Below are 19,015 nucleotides of genomic sequence, written 5' to 3'. Positions count from 1 at the left end.
GGCCGGATCCGTGCCCGTATCACCGGCCCGGGTCTGCCAGGGCCTCCTCGAGGGCACCACGGACCGTCGCGCCGAGCAAGGCCACCTTGTAGCCGGTCTGCGGCAACGGGGCACACCAACTGCGCACCCCCTCCAAGGCCCGCTCGGCTCGCTCGTCGAGGGCCTGTCCGGGGCGGGCCCCCACCAGGGCCTGCTCCACCTGCGGCAACCGCAGCGGCACGCGGGCCACCGCACCCACCGCCACCCGGGCGTGCCCGACCACCCCGCCGGACACCCCGAGACGGACCACCGCCTCCACCAGAGGCCACTCCGCGCGCGAGCGAGCCGCCGCCCGCAGGTGCCCGACCCGCTCACCGGCGGCCGGCCCCGGCAGGTGCACCGACACCACCACCTCGTCCGGCCCCAACACGTGGTCGCCCGCCCCCTCACCGGAGGCGTACAGCTCGCCGGCGTCCACACTGCGCCGTCCCCCGGGGGAAGCGACCTCGACGGTGGCCTCCTGCGCCAACAGCGCCACCGCCAGCGACGACGGGTGGGGCTCCACACAACCGCCGGAATCGACCACCACCCCGCGAGGGTGATCGCCGGAACGGGCCGGGCACCCCCGGCCACCGTCCTGCAGACACGAAAAGGCAGGATCACGCAGGTACGCACACCGGTTGCGCTGCAGCAGGTTCCCGCCCACCGTCGCACTCTCCCGCACCTCGGGGGTGGCCAGCGCCGCGGCCGTACGCACCAGCGCCGGGTGGCTGCGGGCCAGACCCGGGGCCTGAGCCAGCTCGGCCACCGTCGTGGCCGCGCCCACCTGTACCGAGCCCTCGGGCCCGGGACGCACACCCCGTAGCCCGGCCACACCGGTCAGGTCCACCACGTCGGCGCCTGCGGCCAGGGCGGATGCGGCACCGGTGTTCCCGGCGCGCGCCCGCGCGCCCTCGCCCAGGAGCGAGACGGCCTCTTCCACATCAGAGGGGCGAAGAATCAACGCACTCCCTCCAGCAGCCGGTCGGGACGCACAGGCAGGGCGTGCGGCCGCCGCCCCGTCGCATCGTGCACGGCGTTGCCCACGGCCGCAGCCACCCCGACCGCGCACACCTCGCCCAGGCCCACACCCGCACCCGGGACGTGCTCGAACCCCTCCTGGTGGAAGTGCACCTCGGTCTCGGGCACGTCCCCCGGCCCGGGCAGCCGGTAGTCCTCCAGGTCGTCGCTGAGCACGGTCCCAGTGGCCGGGTCGTGGCGGAGCTCCTCGAACAACGCATACCCCACGCCCTGGACGACGGCCCCCTCGACCTGGTTGCGGGCCATCCGTTCGGAATAGACGCGGCCCACACCCAGACCGGCCCAGCAACGGGTCGGGCGCACCCGCCCCAGCAACGTGTCGACCTCGACCTCCATCACGTGCACAGCGCCGCTGAGCCCGCGGCCCACCGCGAGGTCGTTGGCCATGCTGGGGGTGAGCTGGCCCCACCGGTCCAGCTTCCGTTCCCCGACCACGCTCAGCCCCTCGGCGGCGGTCAGCGCCTCCTTGAGGGTGTGCTCCTCCACCGGCCCCGCCGCGGGCATCTCGGGCACCCGCTCGCGCAGGACCCCGCGCAACCGGTCGGCGGCCTCGGCCGCGGCCGGGCCCATCGACGGGGTGGTACGGCTGCCGAAGGCGCCCGTGCCGTGCACCGCACCGCTGTCGCCGATCTCCACGTGCACCCACCCGTCCGGGGCACCGAGCCGCCGAGTGACCACGTCGGAGACCACCCCGCGGATCCCGGTCCCCACGTCCTGGGTCGCCGAGCGAGCCACGACGGCCCCGTCGACCACCCGCAGCTCCACCCGCGCCTGCGGAGCGAGCATGTACACCCACGTGGCCGCGGCCAACCCCACCCCGCGCCGGAACCGGCCGGGGCGCGGCCCGCGGGGACGGCCGCGCCACAACGGCAGGTCCGCCACCGTCCGGTACAAGGCCTGGCGCTTGGGGTTGCCGTCCCAGCGCCGCCGCAACGTCAGGGGGTCCTCACCCAGACGTGCGGCCATGGTGTCGACCGCCTGCTCCAGCGCCCAGGCCAACGGAGGGCCGCCCGGCGCGCGCATCGGCGCACCCGGGGGACGGTTGGTGACCACGTCGAAGTCGCGCAATCTGCGCGGCGCCGCCCCGTACATCAACGCACCCAGGGCCGCGGTGGTCGAGCCCACCGACATCCCGCCATCACCCTCGGAATCCACCGCCATCGCCCGCAACCGGCCCCGGCGGTCGGCCAACAGAGCCACCTTGGTGCTGGTGCCGGGACGGTGGCCGCCGTCGACCAGCTCCTCGGAACGGCTCAACCGCACCCGCACCGGCGCACCGGCCACCCGGGCCAACTCACCGGCGGCCACCACGTCGGTGGTCATCCCGTTCTTGGCGCCGAAGGCCCCGCCCACGTAGCCGGCCCGTACCCGCACCTGCTCGGGCTCCAGGCCCCAGTGCGCCGCGGCCTTGGCCACGACCTTGCGCACCGTCTGGGTGGAGACCTCCAGGGTGAGCGAGCCGTCCTCCTCCCACCGGGCCAGCGTCGAATGCGGCTCCAACGCGGTGTGCGCCTGGGTGGCGGTCGTGTACTCCTGGGCCACCAGCAGCGGATCGTCCCTGCGGCGGGCCCGGCGCAGCCGGTCCACGGCCGTGGCGCCGCGCCGGCTCACCACCCCGGGGCCGCGCACGTTGCCCCGCCAGGGCGCCGGCGGGGTGGGTGCCTCGCCGTAGGACGGAACCCGTCCGCGCTCCTTCGCGGTGGGGTAGAGTACCGGCGCCCCGGGCCTCCGGGCCTGCTCGGTCCCGATCACCGGCGGCAGGGGAGCGTAGTCCACCTGCACCTGATCGGCGGCGCGGCGGGCCAGCTCGGCGGTGGGTGCGGCCACCGCCGCCACGGGCTGGCCGACATGGCGCACCACACCGTCGGGGACCGGAAGCGGCACCATCACCGGGGCCCGGTCCCCGCCGCCGGGCTCGGTGCGGGTATGCCCGGCCGAGACCTTGAGGACCCGGGCGTGGGGCCGGGTCGAACGCACGATCACCCCTTCCCAGGCCTGGGATCCCCCCAGATCGGTGGTGAACAGGGCCCGGCCGGTGACCTTCTCGGGCGCGTCCGAGCGCGGTGGTGCCCCTTCGGGATCGGTGTCGTGCTCCCCGGCACAGGCGGCGCGCACCGCGGCCATGATCCCCTCGTAGGCGCCGCAGCGGCACAGGTGGCCGCTGAGCGCATCGGCGACCGCGGCCCGGTCGGGGGCCACGTCGCCGTGCTCGCTGCGCCACCGGTCGGTGAAGGCGGCGGCCGCGACCACGAACCCGGGGGTGCAGTAACCGCACTGCATCGCGTCGTGGGCCACGAACGCCCGCTGCACCGCATGTTCGCCGTTCAGGCCCTCCACGGTGGTGACCGTACGCCCGGCCAACCGGTCGGCCGGCAGCAGGCAGGAGACGGTGGGGGAGCCCTCGACCAGGACCGTGCAGGCCCCGCACGCCCCCGAGCCGCAAGCCACCTTCGTTCCGGTCAGGCCCAGCTGTTCACGCAGGTGCTCGGCGGCCGTCCCGGAGTCGGGCACCGGGCCGCGCCGCCCGTTGACGTCGGCGTCCATGAGGGGTCCTCGGATCAAGGGGGTGATGTGGAGGCCGTCAACATAGAGGCGGCTCCTCGCCCCTGTCAACGCCTCGCCTGACACCTCGGGGCGATACGGATCGCCTCGAACCCATTGCCCTGTGTGACGTGGTGCATTAATCTTCCAGGGCTGGTTTCCGCTATAAGGAAACAAAATTCCACAAACCCCCTGACGTGCGGGAGACACCATGGCCGTCCGCTCCGGCAACAAACCCCCCGATCGCCGCCCCCGCTTCTACCCCTCTTGTCCGTGAGTGCTCCGGTCTTCAGGCCGGAGGTGAATCGGGCCTGGCTACCACGCCTTTTCGTGCCAGGAGGGGCGTTTCTGGTCCTGGCGCGGAGGAGCGCAGCACACCGGTCCGGTGGGACTTTCTCCCGTGGTCTGCGCGGTTTCGAACCCCACGCCCTGCCCGGCCGGGGCCAGGAGCTGACGCTGGCCCGTGCAGGTGGAGCAGGCCGGGACGGTCTGCCACCGTCCGGTCCGGGCTTTTTTCTGGTTTTCCTGCGCCCGCGCCGACCCTGGTCGTACGGTTGTTCGTATGCAGCTTCGGTTCCAGTATCGCCTCTACCCGGACGGGCCCCAGTGCACGGCGCTGGCCCGTTTGTTCGGGTGTGTGCGGGTGGTTTACAACGACGCGCTGGAACGGACCAGGCCGGTGAAGGCTTCCAACAAGCTGCTCGGTTCTGCCAAGCACCGGATCGCCGAGGGTCCTTATGTGCGGGTGCCCAAGAGTGCCGAGTTGTCCAAGGTGCTGCTGACCGGGGCGAAGAAGACCCCCGAGCGGGCCTGGCTGGGCGAGGTGTCGGCGGTCCCGCTCCAGCAGGTGCTGCGGGATGTGGACCGGGCCTGGAAAGCGCACGGGGATTCCAAGACCGGTCAACGCAAGGGGCCCAAGGTCGGTGTGCCCCGGTTCAAGTCGCGCCGCGACCGCTCCCAGTCGGCCCGGTTCACCAACAACGCCGGCTGGAAGATCACCGACCAGGGAAAACTGTCCCTGCCCGGCCTCGGGGAGGTGAAGGTGGCGTGGTCGCGCAACCTTCCCTCGGCCCCGTCGTCGGTGACCGTCCTCAAGGACGCCGCCGACCGGTACTTCGCCTCCTTCGTGGTCGAAACCGAGGACGAGCCGTGGCCGGAGACCACGCCCGAGGTCGGTATCGACCTCGGGTTGAGGCACTTCGCGGTGCTCTCCACCGGGGAGAAGGTCACCAACCCCGGTTCCTGCGCCGGGCCGAGAAGAAACTGAAGAAGGCCCAGCGCGCCCTGTCCCGCAAAACCAAGGGCTCGGCCAACAAGGAGAAGGCCCGCCGGAGCCTGGCCCGCGCCCATGTGCGGGTGGCCGATGCCCGCAAGGACTTCCACCACCAGCTCTCCACACGCATCACGCGCGAGAACCAAGCCGTGAGTGTGGAGGACCTGGCGGTGAAGGCCCTGGGCCGCACGAGGCTGGCCAAGAGTGTGCACGACGCGGGCTGGTCGCAGTTCGTGAACATGCTCCAGTACAAGGCGGCCCGCTGCGGGCGCACCTTCACCAAGGTGGACCGGTTCCTGGCCTCCTCACAGACCTGCTCGAAGTGTTGGGTCGTGGACGGGCCCAAACCCTTGCACGTGCGCACCTGGGCCTGCCCGGTGTGCCACACCCTCCACGATCGGGACGTGAACGCGGCCCGCATCGTCCTGGCGGCCGGACGGGCCGACAGGCAAAACGCCTGCGGAGGGACCGTAAGACCAGCCGCCTGAGCGGCCGGCAGGACCCGGTGAAACAGGAACCAGCGCGCGTCGTGAGGCGCGTAGCGCCACTCGCCCCTCAAGGGCGGGTGGCAATCCCCGTCGTTCACGACAGGGAGGACGTCAACACTCCCTCCTCTTCCAGGTCCTCGTGGCAGTGGCGATCGGCATCACGATCGGCCACCTCTGGCCCTCGCTCGGCGAGAGCCTGAAGCCCCTGGGGGACGGTTTCATCCGCCTGATCAAGATGCTGATCGCACCCCTGATCTTCTGCGTGATCGTCACCGGGATCGCCAAGGTCGGCGACCTGGGATCGGTCGGCAGGATCGGCGTCAAGGCCCTGGTCTACTTCCAGGCCGTCACCGCCTTCGCCCTCTTCTACGGGATGGTGGTGGCCAACCTGCTGCGCCCCGGCGACGGCTTCGACGTCGACTCCGCCGACGTGGACACCGCTGCCATGGAGGAAGTGACCGGGGGAGAGGAGATCCCCGGCATCGCCGACTTCTTCCTCGACGTGATCCCCGAGAGCGTCGTGGGAGCCTTCGCCGAGAACGAGCTGCTCCAGGTGCTCTTCTTCGCCGTCTTCACCGCCCTGGCCCTGAGCAAGATGGGTGAACGCGGCAAGCCGGTGCTCGACCTCATCGACCGCTTCACCGACGTCATCTTCACCTGCATCGGTTGGATCATGCGCGTGGCGCCGCTGGGAGCCCTGGGGGCCATGGCCTTCGTGATCGGCGCCTACGGCCTCTCCTCGCTGAGCAGCTTCGGCATGCTCATCGTCGCCTGTTACACCGCGGCACTCATCTTCTTCTTCGTCCTGGTCGTGATCGCACGGGCCCTGGCCGGGGTCAACCTGTTCAAGTTCCTGCGTTACACCAAAGAGGAGTTCGTCCTGGCCCTCGGCGCGGCCTCCTCCGAGGCGGTCATGCCCCGGATCATGCAGAAGCTCAGCAACGCGGGCTGCTCGCGGGCCACCACGGGACTCGTCGTCCCGACCGGCTACTCCTTCAACCTCGACGGAGCCGCGATCTATCTGCCCATCGCCGCTCTCTTCCTCGCGCAGGCCTTCGGCGCGGACCTCACCCTGGCCGACCAGCTCATGATGATGCTCGTCCTGCTGCTGACCTCCAAGGGAATGGCCGGCGTCCCGGGATCGGCCTTCCTCGCCCTGTCCGCCACCGCCACCGCGATCGGTGCCTTCCCCGCCGCGGGGGTGGCCCTGTTGCTGGGCGCCGACCGGCTCATGGACAGCATGCGCGTCTCCATCAACCTGCTCGGCAATTGCGTGGCCACGTTCGTCATCGCCCGCTGGGAGGGCCAGCTCGACATGGCCCGGATGCGCGCCGTCCTGGACCGCGAGGAGACCCCGCAGGAGACCGCCGAAGACGAGGAGCGGTCCGGGGGCCGGCCGCAGCAGGGCACCGAACCCGAGACCGAGGACCGAGCGGCTCGGGTTGCCCGGACCGATGCTCCGCCCCACGCGCGCGACTGACCCGACCGGCCCGCGTCCGCTGCAAGAGCCCGCGCCCGGAGCCTCAAGCCGGGTGCGGGCGGGGCGTCAACGGACCCACGTCCGAGGCGTGGGTGACGAACGGATGGGTGTCGGGACGGCCGCGTGTGTGCACCAGCTCCGACAACTCCCGGTGGAAACGCTCGCCCTGGGCGCGGAAGGCCCGCGAGAAGCCCGGACGCCAACGCGCCCCCTCCATCCACGGCGGCCGCCGCAGCCCCACCCGGCCCCGCCGCAGCCCCCAGTACGCCAAGCAGATCCACAGCGGTACCAGGCACGCCAGGGTGTAGAGCACCGCCCGCGCCATCGTCCCCGCCGAAGGCAACAGCGCCAGACACAGACCCGCCGAGGCCACGGCTGCAGCCGTACCCGCGGCCACGTGCGCACCGAACTGCCGGTGATGGGCCTGCCACTCCCGCAGGCGCTCACGCAGCTGCTCCTCCGAGGAGGCCAACCGCTCCAGCGCTCCGCACACCGCCACCGTCACGAACCCCATCCCGGCCCCGGCCGTGCGTGAGGCGTCGGCGTGCCTGTGGGGCACCAGATGGCGCCAGGAACGCGGTACCCGCTCCAGGGCCCGCTCCACCCGCCGGTACCCGCGGTCGGGCGCCAGCAGCACCGTCAGCACCCACTCGGTGGCACCCGCACCGGTCAGATCCACCCGCTGGGGATCGTCGACCAACTCGTCGAAGGCGCTCAGCCACAGGTTGTGGTCGGCCGCGGGCTGCCCTGCGGCCGTCAGCGATTCCCACAGATCACCCACCAGCGTGCGGTAACCGGTGCACGGCCGCCCCGAACAGGTGTGCTCGGCCTCCACACAGTGGTGGTCGGCCATGACCCGCATGACCTCCACGTCGGCCCGCGCCGCCACCGGCGCCGAGCCGCTGTGCGCCCGCGCCCCCATCGACGCCAGGTCCATCTCCCATCCGCGAAAGACCGGAGGCAGGTCCGGACGCAGCTGCGCCACGAACCGCGCCACCGCCAGATCCGCGTCCAGGGGAGGACGGCCCAGCAACCCGGTGTCCACCGGTGCCGAGGGGTGCTCCTCCTCGAGCCAGGAGGCCAGGGCCAGGCGCTCACCGTGGTCGGTGAACAACTGGCGCGCATCGACCCAGCACCGCTGCATCGTCTCGGACAGATCTCCGGGCGTGCCGTGGTAACGGCCGGCGAACAGCAGCGCCCCGGTGGGGTGAGGCGGCCGCCGCTCCTGCGCGGGCGAGGGTTCATCGGCGGGCGTGTGGCGGCCCGTGGCCGGGCGTGGCCGGGGCACCGAGGGCAGCGGCTCGGTCGCCGCCGCAGCCCCTTCGTCCCCGGTCCCGCCTGAGTTCTCGGGCTCGGGCGGGTCGACGGTGAGCAGGTCGATGAGCTCACGGGCGCTGGGCCTGCGCTCGGGCTCCTTGCGCAGGCACCGGGCCACCACCGTGCGCAGCGGTCCCTCCAACACCGAGCAGTCGGGGGTGTCGCACAGGATCTGCTTGAGGAGCGCGCTCTGGCGCGTGGCATCGAACACCGGCCGGCCCGCCGCGGCGAAGACCATGACCGCGCCCCAGGAGTAGACGTCCAGGGCGGGGGTGAGCTTGGTGTCGGACTCCAGCTGCTCGGGGGCCATGTAGTGCGGGGTGCCCAGGATCCCGCTCGCGGTGAAGGCGGTGGCTTCCTCGAAGGCGCGTGCGATTCCGAAGTCGATCACCCGCGGACCGTCCGGGCCGATCATGATGTTGCTGGGTTTGAGGTCGCGGTGCACGATCCCGGCGGCGTGCACGGCCGCCAGCGCGGTCGCGGTCGCCACCGCCAGGCGCTGCAGCGAGGCGCCCGTGCGCGGGCCCTTCTCCCGGATCTCCTCGGACAGGGTCGGCCCTTCGATGTACTCCACCGCGATCCAGGGCTGTTCGGCCCGGGGATCGGCGTCCAGGACCTGTGCGATACAGAAAGGGCTGACCTTGCGGGCGGCCTCCACCTCACGGGCGAAGAGCGTGAAGAAATGGGGATCGGTGGCGGGGGTCGTGTGCAGCAGTTTGACCGCGGCGCGCCGGCCGTCCTCGCGTTCACCCAGATGGACCGAACCGAACCCTCCGCGTCCGATCTCCCGGACCAGCCGGAATCCGCCGATCTCGCTGATCTTCGGCCGCATGTTCGTCCTTCACCGCTTGGGGGTTTGATCAAAGACCTACCCAGTGCGAGTGGGGGCTTCCCGGATCGTGTGTATCGAACCGGTGACCATGCGAGAGGGATCGGCCTGCTCCGATGAGACCAGCATGGGTGCCGTCCGCGCACGGCTGAGGACGTTTTTCACGCTCTTCGTTCGCTTGTTGTTGCACGAGCAGGACGGATTGTCAGCCGATATGGACAACAGTCCTTTTCACGGTGTTCGTGCGAAGGGTCGGTGATAGTCGTTTCTGCTTCGGCCACCACCGACCCGTGGCCGTTTCCGGTCAGCCGCCGATCACAATCCCAATGCGTGCATGGAGAAATGGAAGGTGAACACGAGAGTGAGGATCCACATGAGCCAACCCACATCCGTGATGCGCCCCTGGGCCGTACGCAGGAGTGTGTAGGCGATGATCCCGAGCCCGATGCCGCTGGCGATGTCGAAGGCGAAGGGCATCATGGCGATCGTCAGGAAGCCCGAGACCGAGATCGCCGGGTCCGACCAGTCGATCTGGCTCACCTGGGTCATCATCAGCGCCCCCACCATCACCATCGCCACCGAGGCGGCCTGGGCCGGGACCATGGTGAACACCGGGGAGAACAGCAGCGCCGCCAGGAACAGCAGCCCGGTCACCACACTGGACAGACCCGAGCGCGCACCCTCGCTGACACCGGCGGTGGACTCCACGAACACCAGCGTCGCCGAGGAACTGCTCAGCCCGCCCACGATCGCGCCGGTGCCGTCGGTGGCCAGGATCTGGTTGGTGCGGGGCATGTTCCCGTCGGGGCCGGTCAGGTCGGCCTTGCTGCCGATGGCCAGGATCGTGCCCACCGCGTCGAAGAAGCCGGCCAGCACCAGGGTGAAGAGGATGACCCCGGCCGTGGTGGGCCCGGCCGAGCTCCAGGCACCGAACAGGTCCACCTGGAAGAGCAGACCGAAGTCGGGCATGGAGACCGCGCTCTCGGGCAGGCTGGGCACGCCCCCGCCCCAGGCGTCCTCGCCCAGACCCGCGGCGTAGTGCACCACCACGGCGAAGACGGTGGCGATGACGATGCTGTAGAAGATCGCGCCCGAGACCCCGCGGGCCAGCATGATCCCGGCAAGGACCAGACCCACGACGAAGACCAGCATGGGCCAACCCACCAGGTTGCCGTCCCCGCCCGGCGGGCCGATCTGCAGCAGGGTGCCCTCGCCGGCGCTGACGAATCCGGCGTTGTCCATCCCGATCAGGGCCACGAACATGCCGATGCCCACACCGATGGCCAGCTTCAACTGGTGGGGCAGAGCGTTCATCACCGCGGTACGCACCCCGGTGACCACCATCAGTACGATGGCCACGCCCTGCCAGACCACCAGACCCATCGCCTCGGGCCAGCTCATCGCGGGGGCGGCCTGGTAGGCCACCACCGCCATCACCCCCAGGGCGGCCGCGCACGCGATCGGCGCCCGTCCGACCACCCCCATCAGGATGGTGACCAGGCCGGCCGCCAACGCCGTCATGGTGGTCAGCTGGACGGGGGAGAGGTAGTCGCCGTTGGCGTCGGGCACACCGCCGAGGATGACCGGGTTCAGGACGATGATGTAGGCCATCGCCATGAACGTGGTCAACCCGCCGCGCACCTCGGTGCCCACCGTCGACCCGCGTTCGCTGATGTGGAAGAACCGGTCGATGAAGGACCGCTGCGGCCGGGGTGGCGCCGTCGAGCCACTGTCGGCCTCGTGTTGTTTGCTCATGCCCGCTCCTAGGGGGACCCGCCGGCCTTGATAACCGACTGTTTTTAGTTAACTACTCTGCGTGACGATGAGGGATGTGTGCAGCGACGGCGTGCAACTCCCCCACGGGGGACCCATCACGCAGAACCGGGGGCGGTGCCGGGCGCTTCCGACACCGCCCGGCCTGTCACACCTCGATACCGACGATGTCCTCCGGCCGCACCGGCGCGTGCGTGAGCGGACGCCCCGTGGCCTCGCGCACCGCCGCCACGATCGCCGGCGTCGACGACAGCGTCGGAGGCTCACCCGCGCCACGCAGCCCGTAGGGCGCGTGCGGGTCGGGCCGTTCCAACACGTCGATCCGCATCGGCGGGGTGTCCAGGATCGTGGGGATCAGATAGTCGGTGAAGGAGGGATTGCGGATCTCGCTGCCCTCGACCTGGACCTCCTCCATCAGCGCCAACCCCAGACCCTGGGTCGAACCGCCCTGGATCTGGCCCGCCAACTGTTGGGGATGCAGGACCTTGCCCACGTCCTGGACCGCGTCGAGGGCCACGACCTTGACCAGCCCCAGATCCACGTCCACATCCACCACGGCCCGGTGCACACACATCCCGAACTGGGTGTGCGAGGCGCCCTGGCCCAGCTGCGGGTCCAACATCTCCGTGGGCCGGTGGTGGAACTCGCGCGTGTGCTCGACCACCGCACCGCCCTCGGCCGCCTCACCCAACAGATCGGCCAACGACACCAACGCCCCTGCCGTGGCCGAGACCACCTTGCCGCCCGTCAGCGACAGATCGGTGTCCTGCGACCCCTCGGGCACCAGACCCTTGGCCCGCGCCAGCGCGAACACCTCCTCACGGACCGAGGTGCACGCCACTTTGACCGCGCCACCGGTCATGTACGACTGGCGCGAGGCCGAGGAGGAACCGGCCGAACCCACCTGGGTGTCGGAAGGGGTGATGACCACCTTCTCCACACCCAGCTCCGTCCGGGCGATCTGGCCCTTGACCGTCACCAGCCCCTGGCCGACCTCGGCGGCCGCGGTGTGCACCTGCACCACCGGCTCACCACCCGCGACCTCCATGCGTACCCGCGCCGTGGAGTAGTCGTCGAAGTCCTCCGAATAGCACAGGTTCTTCAGCCCCACGCCGTAACCCACACCGCGCACCACGCCCTCGCCGCGGGTCGTGCCGGCCACACCGCCGGGCAGCGTGCGCTGATCGGCCGGGTCGGCCAGGGCCGAACGCTCCGGGGGCATCGGCAGCTCCCGGCACCGCTCGAGCATCTCCACCATCGGCAGAGGCATGTCGATCTCCTGGCCGGTGATGACCTTCGAACCCTGCGACAGCGCGTTGCGTACCCGCAGCTCCACCGGGTGCAACCCCAGCTCGGCGGCGAGCTTGTCCATCTGCGACTCGTAGGCGAAACACGACTGCACCGCACCGAACCCGCGCATCGCGCCGCACGGCGGGTTGGTCGTGTACACCCCGTAGGCGTCCATCAACGCGTTCGGGATCTCGTAGGGGCCCAAGCCCAGCGAGGAGGCCACGCCCACCACCGCCGGGGTCGCAGACGCGTACGCACCGCCGTCCACGATCACCTCGGCCGTGGCGTACAGCAGGCTCCCGTCGGCGCGCGCACCGTGTTCGTAGCGCATCTTCGCCGGGTGCCGGTGCACGTGCCCGTAGAAGGATTCCTCACGGTTGTAGACGAACTTGACCGGCTTGCCCGTGTGCAGCGCCAGCATGCACGCGTGGATCTGCATCGACAGGTCCTCACGCGCACCGAAGGCCCCGCCCACACCGGCCAGCGTCAACCGCACCTGCTCCTGGTCCAGACCCAGGGCCGGGGCGATCTGGCGCTGGTCCGCGTGCAACCACTGCGTGGCCACGTACAGATCCACGCCGCCGTCCTCGGCCGGCACGGCCATACCCGACTCCGGGCCCAGGAAGGCCTGGTCCTGCATCCCCACCTCGTACTCGGTGGTGACCACGGCCGCGGCCTCGGCACGCAACCCCTCCAGGACCTCCTGCTCGCGATCGGCCGAACCGGCGACCTCCGTGAAGGCCCCCGTGCGGATCGGCTGGTACCGCAACCGGTTGCCCCTCGGGTTGTACTCGGGGTGGTGCGGTACCTCGCCGGCCTCGTGCACCAGCGGGCAATCGGGGTCCAGCGCCGCCTGACGCGAGTCACTGACCGGGTCCAGGACCTCGTAGTCCACCCGGATGCGCTCCATCGCACGGCGGGCCGTCTCCGGGTGGTCGGCCGCCACCACGGCCACCGGCTCACCCTTGTAACGCACCTTGTCGAAGGCCAGCACCGGCTGATCCTGGAACTCCAACCCGTACCGCTTCTCGCCCGGCACGTCCTCGTGCGTGAGCACCGCCTGCACACCCGCGACCTTCAACGCCTCGGTGATGTCGATGCCCAGGATCCGCGCATGCGGATGCGGACTGCGCAGGGTCGCCCCCCACAACATGTCCTCCATCCACATGTCCGACGAGTAGGCGAACTCACCGGTCACCTTCAACGTCCCGTCCGGCCGCCGCGGGCTCGTACCCACACCGTCGCGGGTCGTGCTCGACAGGTCCGTCACACGTGTCGTCGCCGCCATCAGCGGCTCACCTCCTTGGTCAGGGCCCGGTGGGCCGCCCGGCCCCGGGCCGCCGCCTTCTCAGCGGGCAGCGTGCGCAGCTCACCGCGGTCCACGACCGTCCGGCCGCCGACCCAGAGCCGCTCCACCGGCGGCGTACTGCCGAAGACCAGCGCCACCACCGGGTCGTCGATCACGTCGTGACCGAGTCCGTCCACGCGCCACAGCGCCAGGTCGGCGACCTTGCCGACCTCGACCGTGCCCAGTTCCTCCTGGCGCCCCAGCACCCGGGCCCCACCAGCGGTGGCAAGCCCCAGAGCCTGGCGCGCACTCAACGCCGTGGGCCCCGACCGGGCCCGCGCCATCAGCATCGCCTGATGCATCTCACCGGCCATCGTGCTCATCTCGCTCGAGGCCGGACCGTCCACACCCAACCCCACCGGGGCACCGGCCTCCACCAGCTCCGGGACCCGGCAGATCCCCGCGCCCAGACGCCCGTTGGAGGTCGGGCAGTGCGCCACACCCGTGCCCGTACGCGCGACCGTCTTGATCGCCTCGTCCGACAGGTGCACCGCGTGCGCGAACCACACGTCCTCACCCAGCCAGCCCAACGACTCGGCGTACTCCACCGGGGTGCACCCGAACTCGGCCAGGCACTGCTCCTGCTCGTCCATCGTCTCGGCCAGGTGGGTGTGCAACCGCACGCCCTTGTCCCGCGCCAGCTCCGCGCCGCGCACCATCAGGTCCCGCGAGACCGAGAACGGCGAACACGGGGCCACCGCCAGACGGGTCATCGAATCGAAGGAGGGATCGTGGTGGGCGTCGATCGCAGCGGCCGTGGCCTCCAACGCCCCCTCGGTGGACTCCACCACCTCGTCCGGGGGCAGACCGCCCAGGCTCTGGCCGCGGTCCATCGACCCGCGCGCCAGATCCAGACGCACCCCCACCTCGCGGGCGGCCTCCACCTGCGCGGCCACCAGGTCACCGCGCCCCGACGGATACACGTAGTGGTGGTCGGAGACGGTCGTGCACCCCGACAACGCCAGGTGCGCCAACCCCGCCGACGTGGTCTGCGAAGTCATCGCCGCGTCCAGGCCCGCCCACATCCGGTACGAACCCACCAACCACTCGAAGAGGGTGCCGTCGGCGAACAACCCCTGGGTCGCCCACTGGTACAGGTGATGGTGGGTGTTGACCAGGCCCGGCGTCAGCAAGCACCCGCGCCCGTCCACCCGCTCGGCCCCCTCCGGGACCCACGGGGCCGGGCCGGCGCCCACCGCCGCCACACGCCCGCCCTCGACCACCACGTGGCCGCCGGCGAACTCCTGACCGGAAACCGTCACCACATGGGCGCCCTCGACGACCGCCGCCCCGCCGCTCATGCGCCACTCCCGGCCCGGGCGCGGCGCTCGGCCGCCAGGTGCACCGCGTCGATGATCTTCTCGTAACCGGTGCACCGGCACAGGTTGCCCGCCAGAGCCTCACGGATCTCCGCGTCGTCGGGGGCCTGTCCACGGGCACCGACCGTGCGCTCCAACAGGTCGTCGGTCTGCACCAGCAACCCCGGCGTGCAGAACCCGCACTGGACCGCGCCGGCCTCCACGAACGCCTCCTGGACCGCGCCCAGGGGCCGCTCGTCGGTGCCCTTGCCGCGGCCCTCGGCCAGGCCCTCCACGGTGCGCACCTGGCGCCCCTCGGCCTGACCGGCCGCGATCATGCACGAACACGCGGTCCGTCCCTCGAAGTAGACCGTGCAGGAACCGCACTCGCCCTGCTCGCACGCGTTCTTGCTGCCCGGCAGCCCCAGCCGCTCACGCAGCACGTACAGCAGGCTCTCACCCGGCCAGACGTTGTCGGCACTCACGTCTTCACCATTGACGTTGAACGTCACGCGCATCGCGTGGCTCCCTTCCGGTAGTCGGTCACCGACCAGCTCAGTGCACGCCGCGCCATCACCGCGAGCGCGTGCTTGCGGTAGTCCGCGCTGCCCCGCTGGTCGTCGATGGGGCGGGCCGCCGAGGCCACCAGGTCACCGAAACGGCGCACCGTGGCCTCCGACAGGTTCGACCCGTCCCGCCAGTCGAACTCCGCGGCCAGGAACTCCTCGGCCGCCTCGGCCCGCACCGGTGTGGGCGCCGCCGCACCCAGCCCGGTGCCCACCGTGCGCGTGTGCGGGTCCAGAGCCAGGGAGAAGGAGGTCACCGCGATCACCATCGAGTTGCGGGTCCCGATCTTGGCGAACTGCTGGGGCCCTGTCGGTTCCGGCAGCAGCACCGCCGTGATCAGCTCGTCCTCACGGCAGGCCGTCTCGCGCAGCGACAGGTAGAACTCCCGCGCCGGTACCGTGCGCCGGCCCCGCACCGAGGCCAGCTCCACCACCGCGTCGGTGGCCAGCAGGGCCGGGTGGGTGTCCCCGGCGGGGGAGGCCCCGCCCAGATTCCCGCCCACCGTGCCCCGGTTGCGGATCTGCGGGGAGGCAACCGTGCGCGAGGCCTTGGCCAAAGCCGGGGCGCTCGTGCCCAGCCCGTCCACGATCCGGGTGTAGGACACCCCCGCGCCCAGGCGGATCCGTCCCTGCTCGGGGCCCAGCTCGGACAGCTCCGGAACACGCGACAGGTCGATCAGAGTCCGGGGGCGGCGTTTGTCGAAGTTCAGCTCCACCATCACATCGGTGCCGCCCATGATGGGCACCCCGTCCGGATGGGCGTGCTTGGCCTCGAGCGCCTCCTCCAGAGTGGAGGGGCTCAGGAATTCCATGCTCGTCCTCGTCGTTGCCAGTACGCCGTCACAGCCGACGCACGATCGGGTCCTGGGCACCACTCACCGGTGCCCGTTTGTGGAGTACATCACTTTCGCTGGTGGGCCGACCAGAACGCGATGACATGAAGAGCTTTGCAACCAGGCGTTACAGTTGGTCTTTTCCTACAAGTGAACGAACACACGCCACCGACCCACCGGAGCCACAGAGGAATGTCCATGCAGATCAGCGAACTGATCGCGGTCAAACGGCTGCGTCTGCGCTTTCTGACGGGTGCCGACCAGGCCCACCGCACCCTCCGGTGGGCCTACACCACCGATCTGCTCGAACCCGCCCGCTACCTGCGCGGCGGAGAGTTCGTCCTCACCGGAATGATGTGGCACCACACCCCCGAGGACTCCGAGACCTTCGTGGCCTCGATCGTGCAGGCCGGCGCCGTGGCCGTGGGCGCAGGGACCGCCCTGGGCGAGATCCCCCCCGACCTGGTCGCCGCCTGTCGCAAACACGACATCCCCCTGGTCGAGGTGCCCACCGACACCTCCTTCGGCGCTGTCACCGAAGAGGTCCTGCGCTCACTGACCCGGCACCGCTTCACCACCATCGCCGAGACCCGCGACCGCCACCGCCGCCACATGGCCGACCTGGCCGCCGGCGCCGACTTCCCCGCCGCCTTCACCCAGGCCGCCACCCAGGCGGGCCTGCGCGCCTGGGTCCTGTCCTCCACCGGCCGACCCGTGGCCGCCTCCACCACACCCCTCGCCCCCCACGAGGCCGACGACCTCGCCGCCCGCACCCTGACCTGGTCGGACTTTCCCCACGCCACCCACCTGGAGGACCCCGACCACACCGTCGTCACCGTCTGGCCCGTCCAGAGCAAGGACTCCCACCCCCTGGCCACCTGGCTGCTGGTCTGCGCCGGGGACCACAACGAATGGGGCGAGGAGGAGCACGAGGCCGCCGCCGAACTCACCTCCATGGCCGTGCTGGGCCGCAGCCGCACCGACGAACGCGCCCTCACCCACGCCCGCCACCTGGAAGGCCTGCCCCGCCTGCTGGCCGCCCAGCGCTTCGACGAGGTCACCGCCCTCATGCAGGGCGTGGACCCCACCGACGAGGACCACGACACCGGACACGTCGCCGTCAGCGCCACCATGCTCCCCGGCCCCCGCGTGCCCGACCTGGCCCGGCGCGTGCTCACCGAACTCGTCGCCGCCTGGCCCGGATCCGTCGTCACCGGCGACCAGGACGCGCTCGCCGTCGTGCCCGTCACCGACGTCGACGGCCCCGCCCGCGAACGCGCCGACCACATCCGCGCCGACCTGGTCCACCGCGCACGCGTGCTGGAGGGCGGCCTGCTCGACCATCGCCTGGCCGTGGGGCTCAGCTCGGCCGCCCGCGGCGTGGCCGAACTGCGCGGGGCCGCCGTCGAGGCCCGCCACGCCCGCCGCCTGGCCGAACTGCGCGGCGGACGCTCCCGCGTCATCGCTGGCGCCGAGATCGACTCCCACGAACTCCTGCTCGCCTCGGTGCCCGAAGAGGTCCAGTCCTCCTACCGCGACCGCCTGCTGGGCCCGCTGCTGGACTACGACCGCGACCACCGCTCCGAGCTCGTGGACACCCTCCAGCGCTTCCTCGACCACTCCGGCTCCTGGCAGCGCTGCGCCGCCGCCATGCACGTGCACGTCAACACCCTGCGCTACCGCATCGGCCGCATCGAGGACATCACCGGACGAGACCTGAGCAGCCTCGAACACCGCGTCGACCTCTTCCTGGCCCTCAAATTGCGGGATTGAGCCGAACTGTCGTGGCCCCTGCCTAAGCTCGACCCCCATGAGTATCGATCCCGACACCACCCACCACACCGACGCCGACCTGGCCGGGGCGGACCTGCGCCGGGCCCTGACCGCGCCCGCGCCGGCCCCGCGGGTCTTCACCCGCTGCGACCTCACCGAGGCCGACCTGCGCGGCGCGGACCTGGCCGGGGCCGCTTTCGCCGACTGCCGCCTGGACGGGGCCCGCCTCGAACGCGCCGTGCTGGACCAGGCCCGCCTCACCGGCGGCAGCGCCTCCGGGGCCGCCTTCTCCCACACCGACTGCACCGACACCCGCTTCGAGGGGATGGACCTGGCCAACACCCGCTTCCAGGGCGCCCTGCTCACCGACACCGTCTTCACCGGCTGCCGCATGACCGGCGCCGACCTGACCTCCTTGCGCGGGGTCGGCCACACCTTCGCCCAGTGCAACCTCATGCTCGCCCGGTGCAAGGGCATGAACCTGCGCGGTCAGACGCTCGAAGGGTTGCGTATGGACGAGGCGGACCTGTCCGGCGCGGACCTGCGCGAGACCGTCTGGAGCGATGCGCGCCTGCGCGGGGCCACCTGGGTCGCGGCCGACTTCCGGGGCGCGGACCTGCGCGGGGCCGATCTGGGCGAGCCCACCCTGCAGGAGGCCGGGGCCTTGCGCGGGGCGAGCATCGGACCCGCCCAGGCCGGCACGCTCCTGGCTGCCCTGGGCATCACCGTGCTCACTTGAACCTGTTCCCGTCCGAATCATGGATCTACATCGTCAAGGGCGCGGTCGGCTGTAGCCACAGCCGACCACCAGGCCCTGACACGAAGACGCAAAACCCTCAACGCCCCAGTACCCGCAACAACCACGGCAGGCGCTGGACCACCGCCGCCCTGCTCACCGACGCCTGCGGGCCGGCTCGTCGAAGGCGTGGCAGGCCCCCGGCCACACGTGCAGCTCCGCGTGCCCGCCCACCGGCCAGATACGCGAGGCGAAGGCCACCACCTCGTCCCGGAACGTCTCGGCCGCGCCCACGTCCAAGAACGCCGGAGGCAACCCCGACAGGTCCTCCGCCCGTGCCGCCGCCCCGTGCGCTCCAACACGGCGGCCGGCTCGGACGCGAAAGGGGGGCGGGGCCACGGCGTCTCCGAC

Annotated in this window: 11 protein-coding genes and 2 pseudogenes; 4 read left to right on the top strand and 9 right to left on the bottom strand. The window is 71.3% G+C overall.

The window, feature by feature from the left end:
* Positions 1-19: 19 nt before the first annotated feature.
* Together D473_RS0103885 and D473_RS0103880 are read right to left on the bottom strand one after the other, a co-directional pair.
* Positions 20-979, bottom strand: a complete 960-nt coding sequence (locus D473_RS0103885; protein WP_083917904.1) for an FAD binding domain-containing protein — start codon at positions 977-979, stop codon at positions 20-22.
* Entirely contained in the window at positions 979-3,603 is a 2,625-nt protein-coding gene (locus D473_RS0103880; RefSeq protein ID WP_017607777.1) for a molybdopterin-dependent oxidoreductase, read from the bottom strand. The genes D473_RS0103885 and D473_RS0103880 overlap by 1 nt, the downstream gene beginning before the upstream one ends.
* A 559-nt stretch (positions 3,604-4,162) precedes the next feature.
* Between D473_RS0103880 and D473_RS28635 the strand changes: the two are divergent.
* Positions 4,163-5,361: pseudogene (locus D473_RS28635) on the top strand (RNA-guided endonuclease InsQ/TnpB family protein).
* A 139-nt stretch (positions 5,362-5,500) separates the two neighbouring features.
* Positions 5,501-6,841: a C4-dicarboxylate transporter DctA gene (gene dctA / locus D473_RS0103870; RefSeq protein ID WP_017607776.1), complete on the top strand. Its 1,341-nt coding sequence runs from the start codon at positions 5,501-5,503 to the stop codon at positions 6,839-6,841.
* A 43-nt stretch (positions 6,842-6,884) separates the two neighbouring features.
* Here dctA and D473_RS25970 read toward each other — a convergent pair whose 3' ends face one another.
* The 6 genes from D473_RS25970 to D473_RS0103840 all read right to left on the bottom strand — a co-directional run bounded on the left by D473_RS25970 (position 6,885) and on the right by D473_RS0103840 (position 16,074).
* On the bottom strand, positions 6,885-8,990 hold the full coding sequence (locus D473_RS25970) for a serine/threonine-protein kinase (RefSeq protein WP_051042944.1): 2,106 nt from the start codon (positions 8,988-8,990) through the stop codon (positions 6,885-6,887).
* A gap of 312 nt (positions 8,991-9,302) precedes the next feature.
* Complete coding sequence (locus D473_RS0103860; RefSeq protein ID WP_017607775.1) at positions 9,303-10,742, bottom strand: NCS2 family permease; 1,440 nt, start codon at positions 10,740-10,742, stop codon at positions 9,303-9,305.
* Between the two features lie 166 nt (positions 10,743-10,908).
* On the bottom strand, positions 10,909-13,338 hold the full coding sequence (locus tag D473_RS0103855) for a xanthine dehydrogenase family protein molybdopterin-binding subunit (protein ID WP_017607774.1): 2,430 nt from the start codon (positions 13,336-13,338) through the stop codon (positions 10,909-10,911).
* Positions 13,338-14,699 (bottom strand): 8-oxoguanine deaminase, encoded by a 1,362-nt coding sequence (locus D473_RS0103850; RefSeq protein ID WP_017607773.1) that lies wholly within the window; start codon positions 14,697-14,699, stop codon positions 13,338-13,340. Before D473_RS0103850 ends, D473_RS0103855 begins: the two co-directional genes overlap by 1 nt.
* Positions 14,696-15,214, bottom strand: a complete 519-nt coding sequence (locus D473_RS0103845) for a (2Fe-2S)-binding protein (protein ID WP_017607772.1) — start codon at positions 15,212-15,214, stop codon at positions 14,696-14,698. Before D473_RS0103845 ends, D473_RS0103850 begins: the two co-directional genes overlap by 4 nt.
* A complete protein-coding gene (locus tag D473_RS0103840; RefSeq protein ID WP_017607771.1) occupies positions 15,205-16,074 on the bottom strand; it encodes an FAD binding domain-containing protein in 870 nt (289 codons plus the stop codon). Before D473_RS0103840 ends, D473_RS0103845 begins: the two co-directional genes overlap by 10 nt.
* A gap of 219 nt (positions 16,075-16,293) precedes the next feature.
* On the opposite strand from D473_RS0103840, the gene D473_RS0103835 reads away from it, so the two are divergent.
* Together D473_RS0103835 and D473_RS0103830 are read left to right on the top strand one after the other, a co-directional pair.
* Complete coding sequence (locus D473_RS0103835) at positions 16,294-17,868, top strand: PucR family transcriptional regulator (RefSeq protein WP_026126577.1); 1,575 nt, start codon at positions 16,294-16,296, stop codon at positions 17,866-17,868.
* Positions 17,869-17,905: 37 nt separating this feature from the next.
* The gene (locus tag D473_RS0103830) at positions 17,906-18,607 is read left to right on the top strand and encodes a pentapeptide repeat-containing protein (protein ID WP_017607769.1); all 702 of its coding nucleotides are present in this window, start codon (positions 17,906-17,908) and stop codon (positions 18,605-18,607) included.
* Between the two features lie 97 nt (positions 18,608-18,704).
* Here D473_RS0103830 and D473_RS26315 read toward each other — a convergent pair.
* Positions 18,705-18,973, bottom strand: a pseudogene (locus D473_RS26315) (alpha/beta hydrolase); the annotation flags it as partial.
* Between the last annotated feature and the right edge of the window lie 42 nt (positions 18,974-19,015).

It is taken from the genome of Nocardiopsis xinjiangensis YIM 90004, assembly GCF_000341145.1.
Classification (GTDB): domain Bacteria; phylum Actinomycetota; class Actinomycetes; order Streptosporangiales; family Streptosporangiaceae; genus Nocardiopsis; species Nocardiopsis xinjiangensis.
Note: the sequence above shows the minus strand (reverse complement) of the source record. Positions and strands in the feature narration are given on the sequence as shown.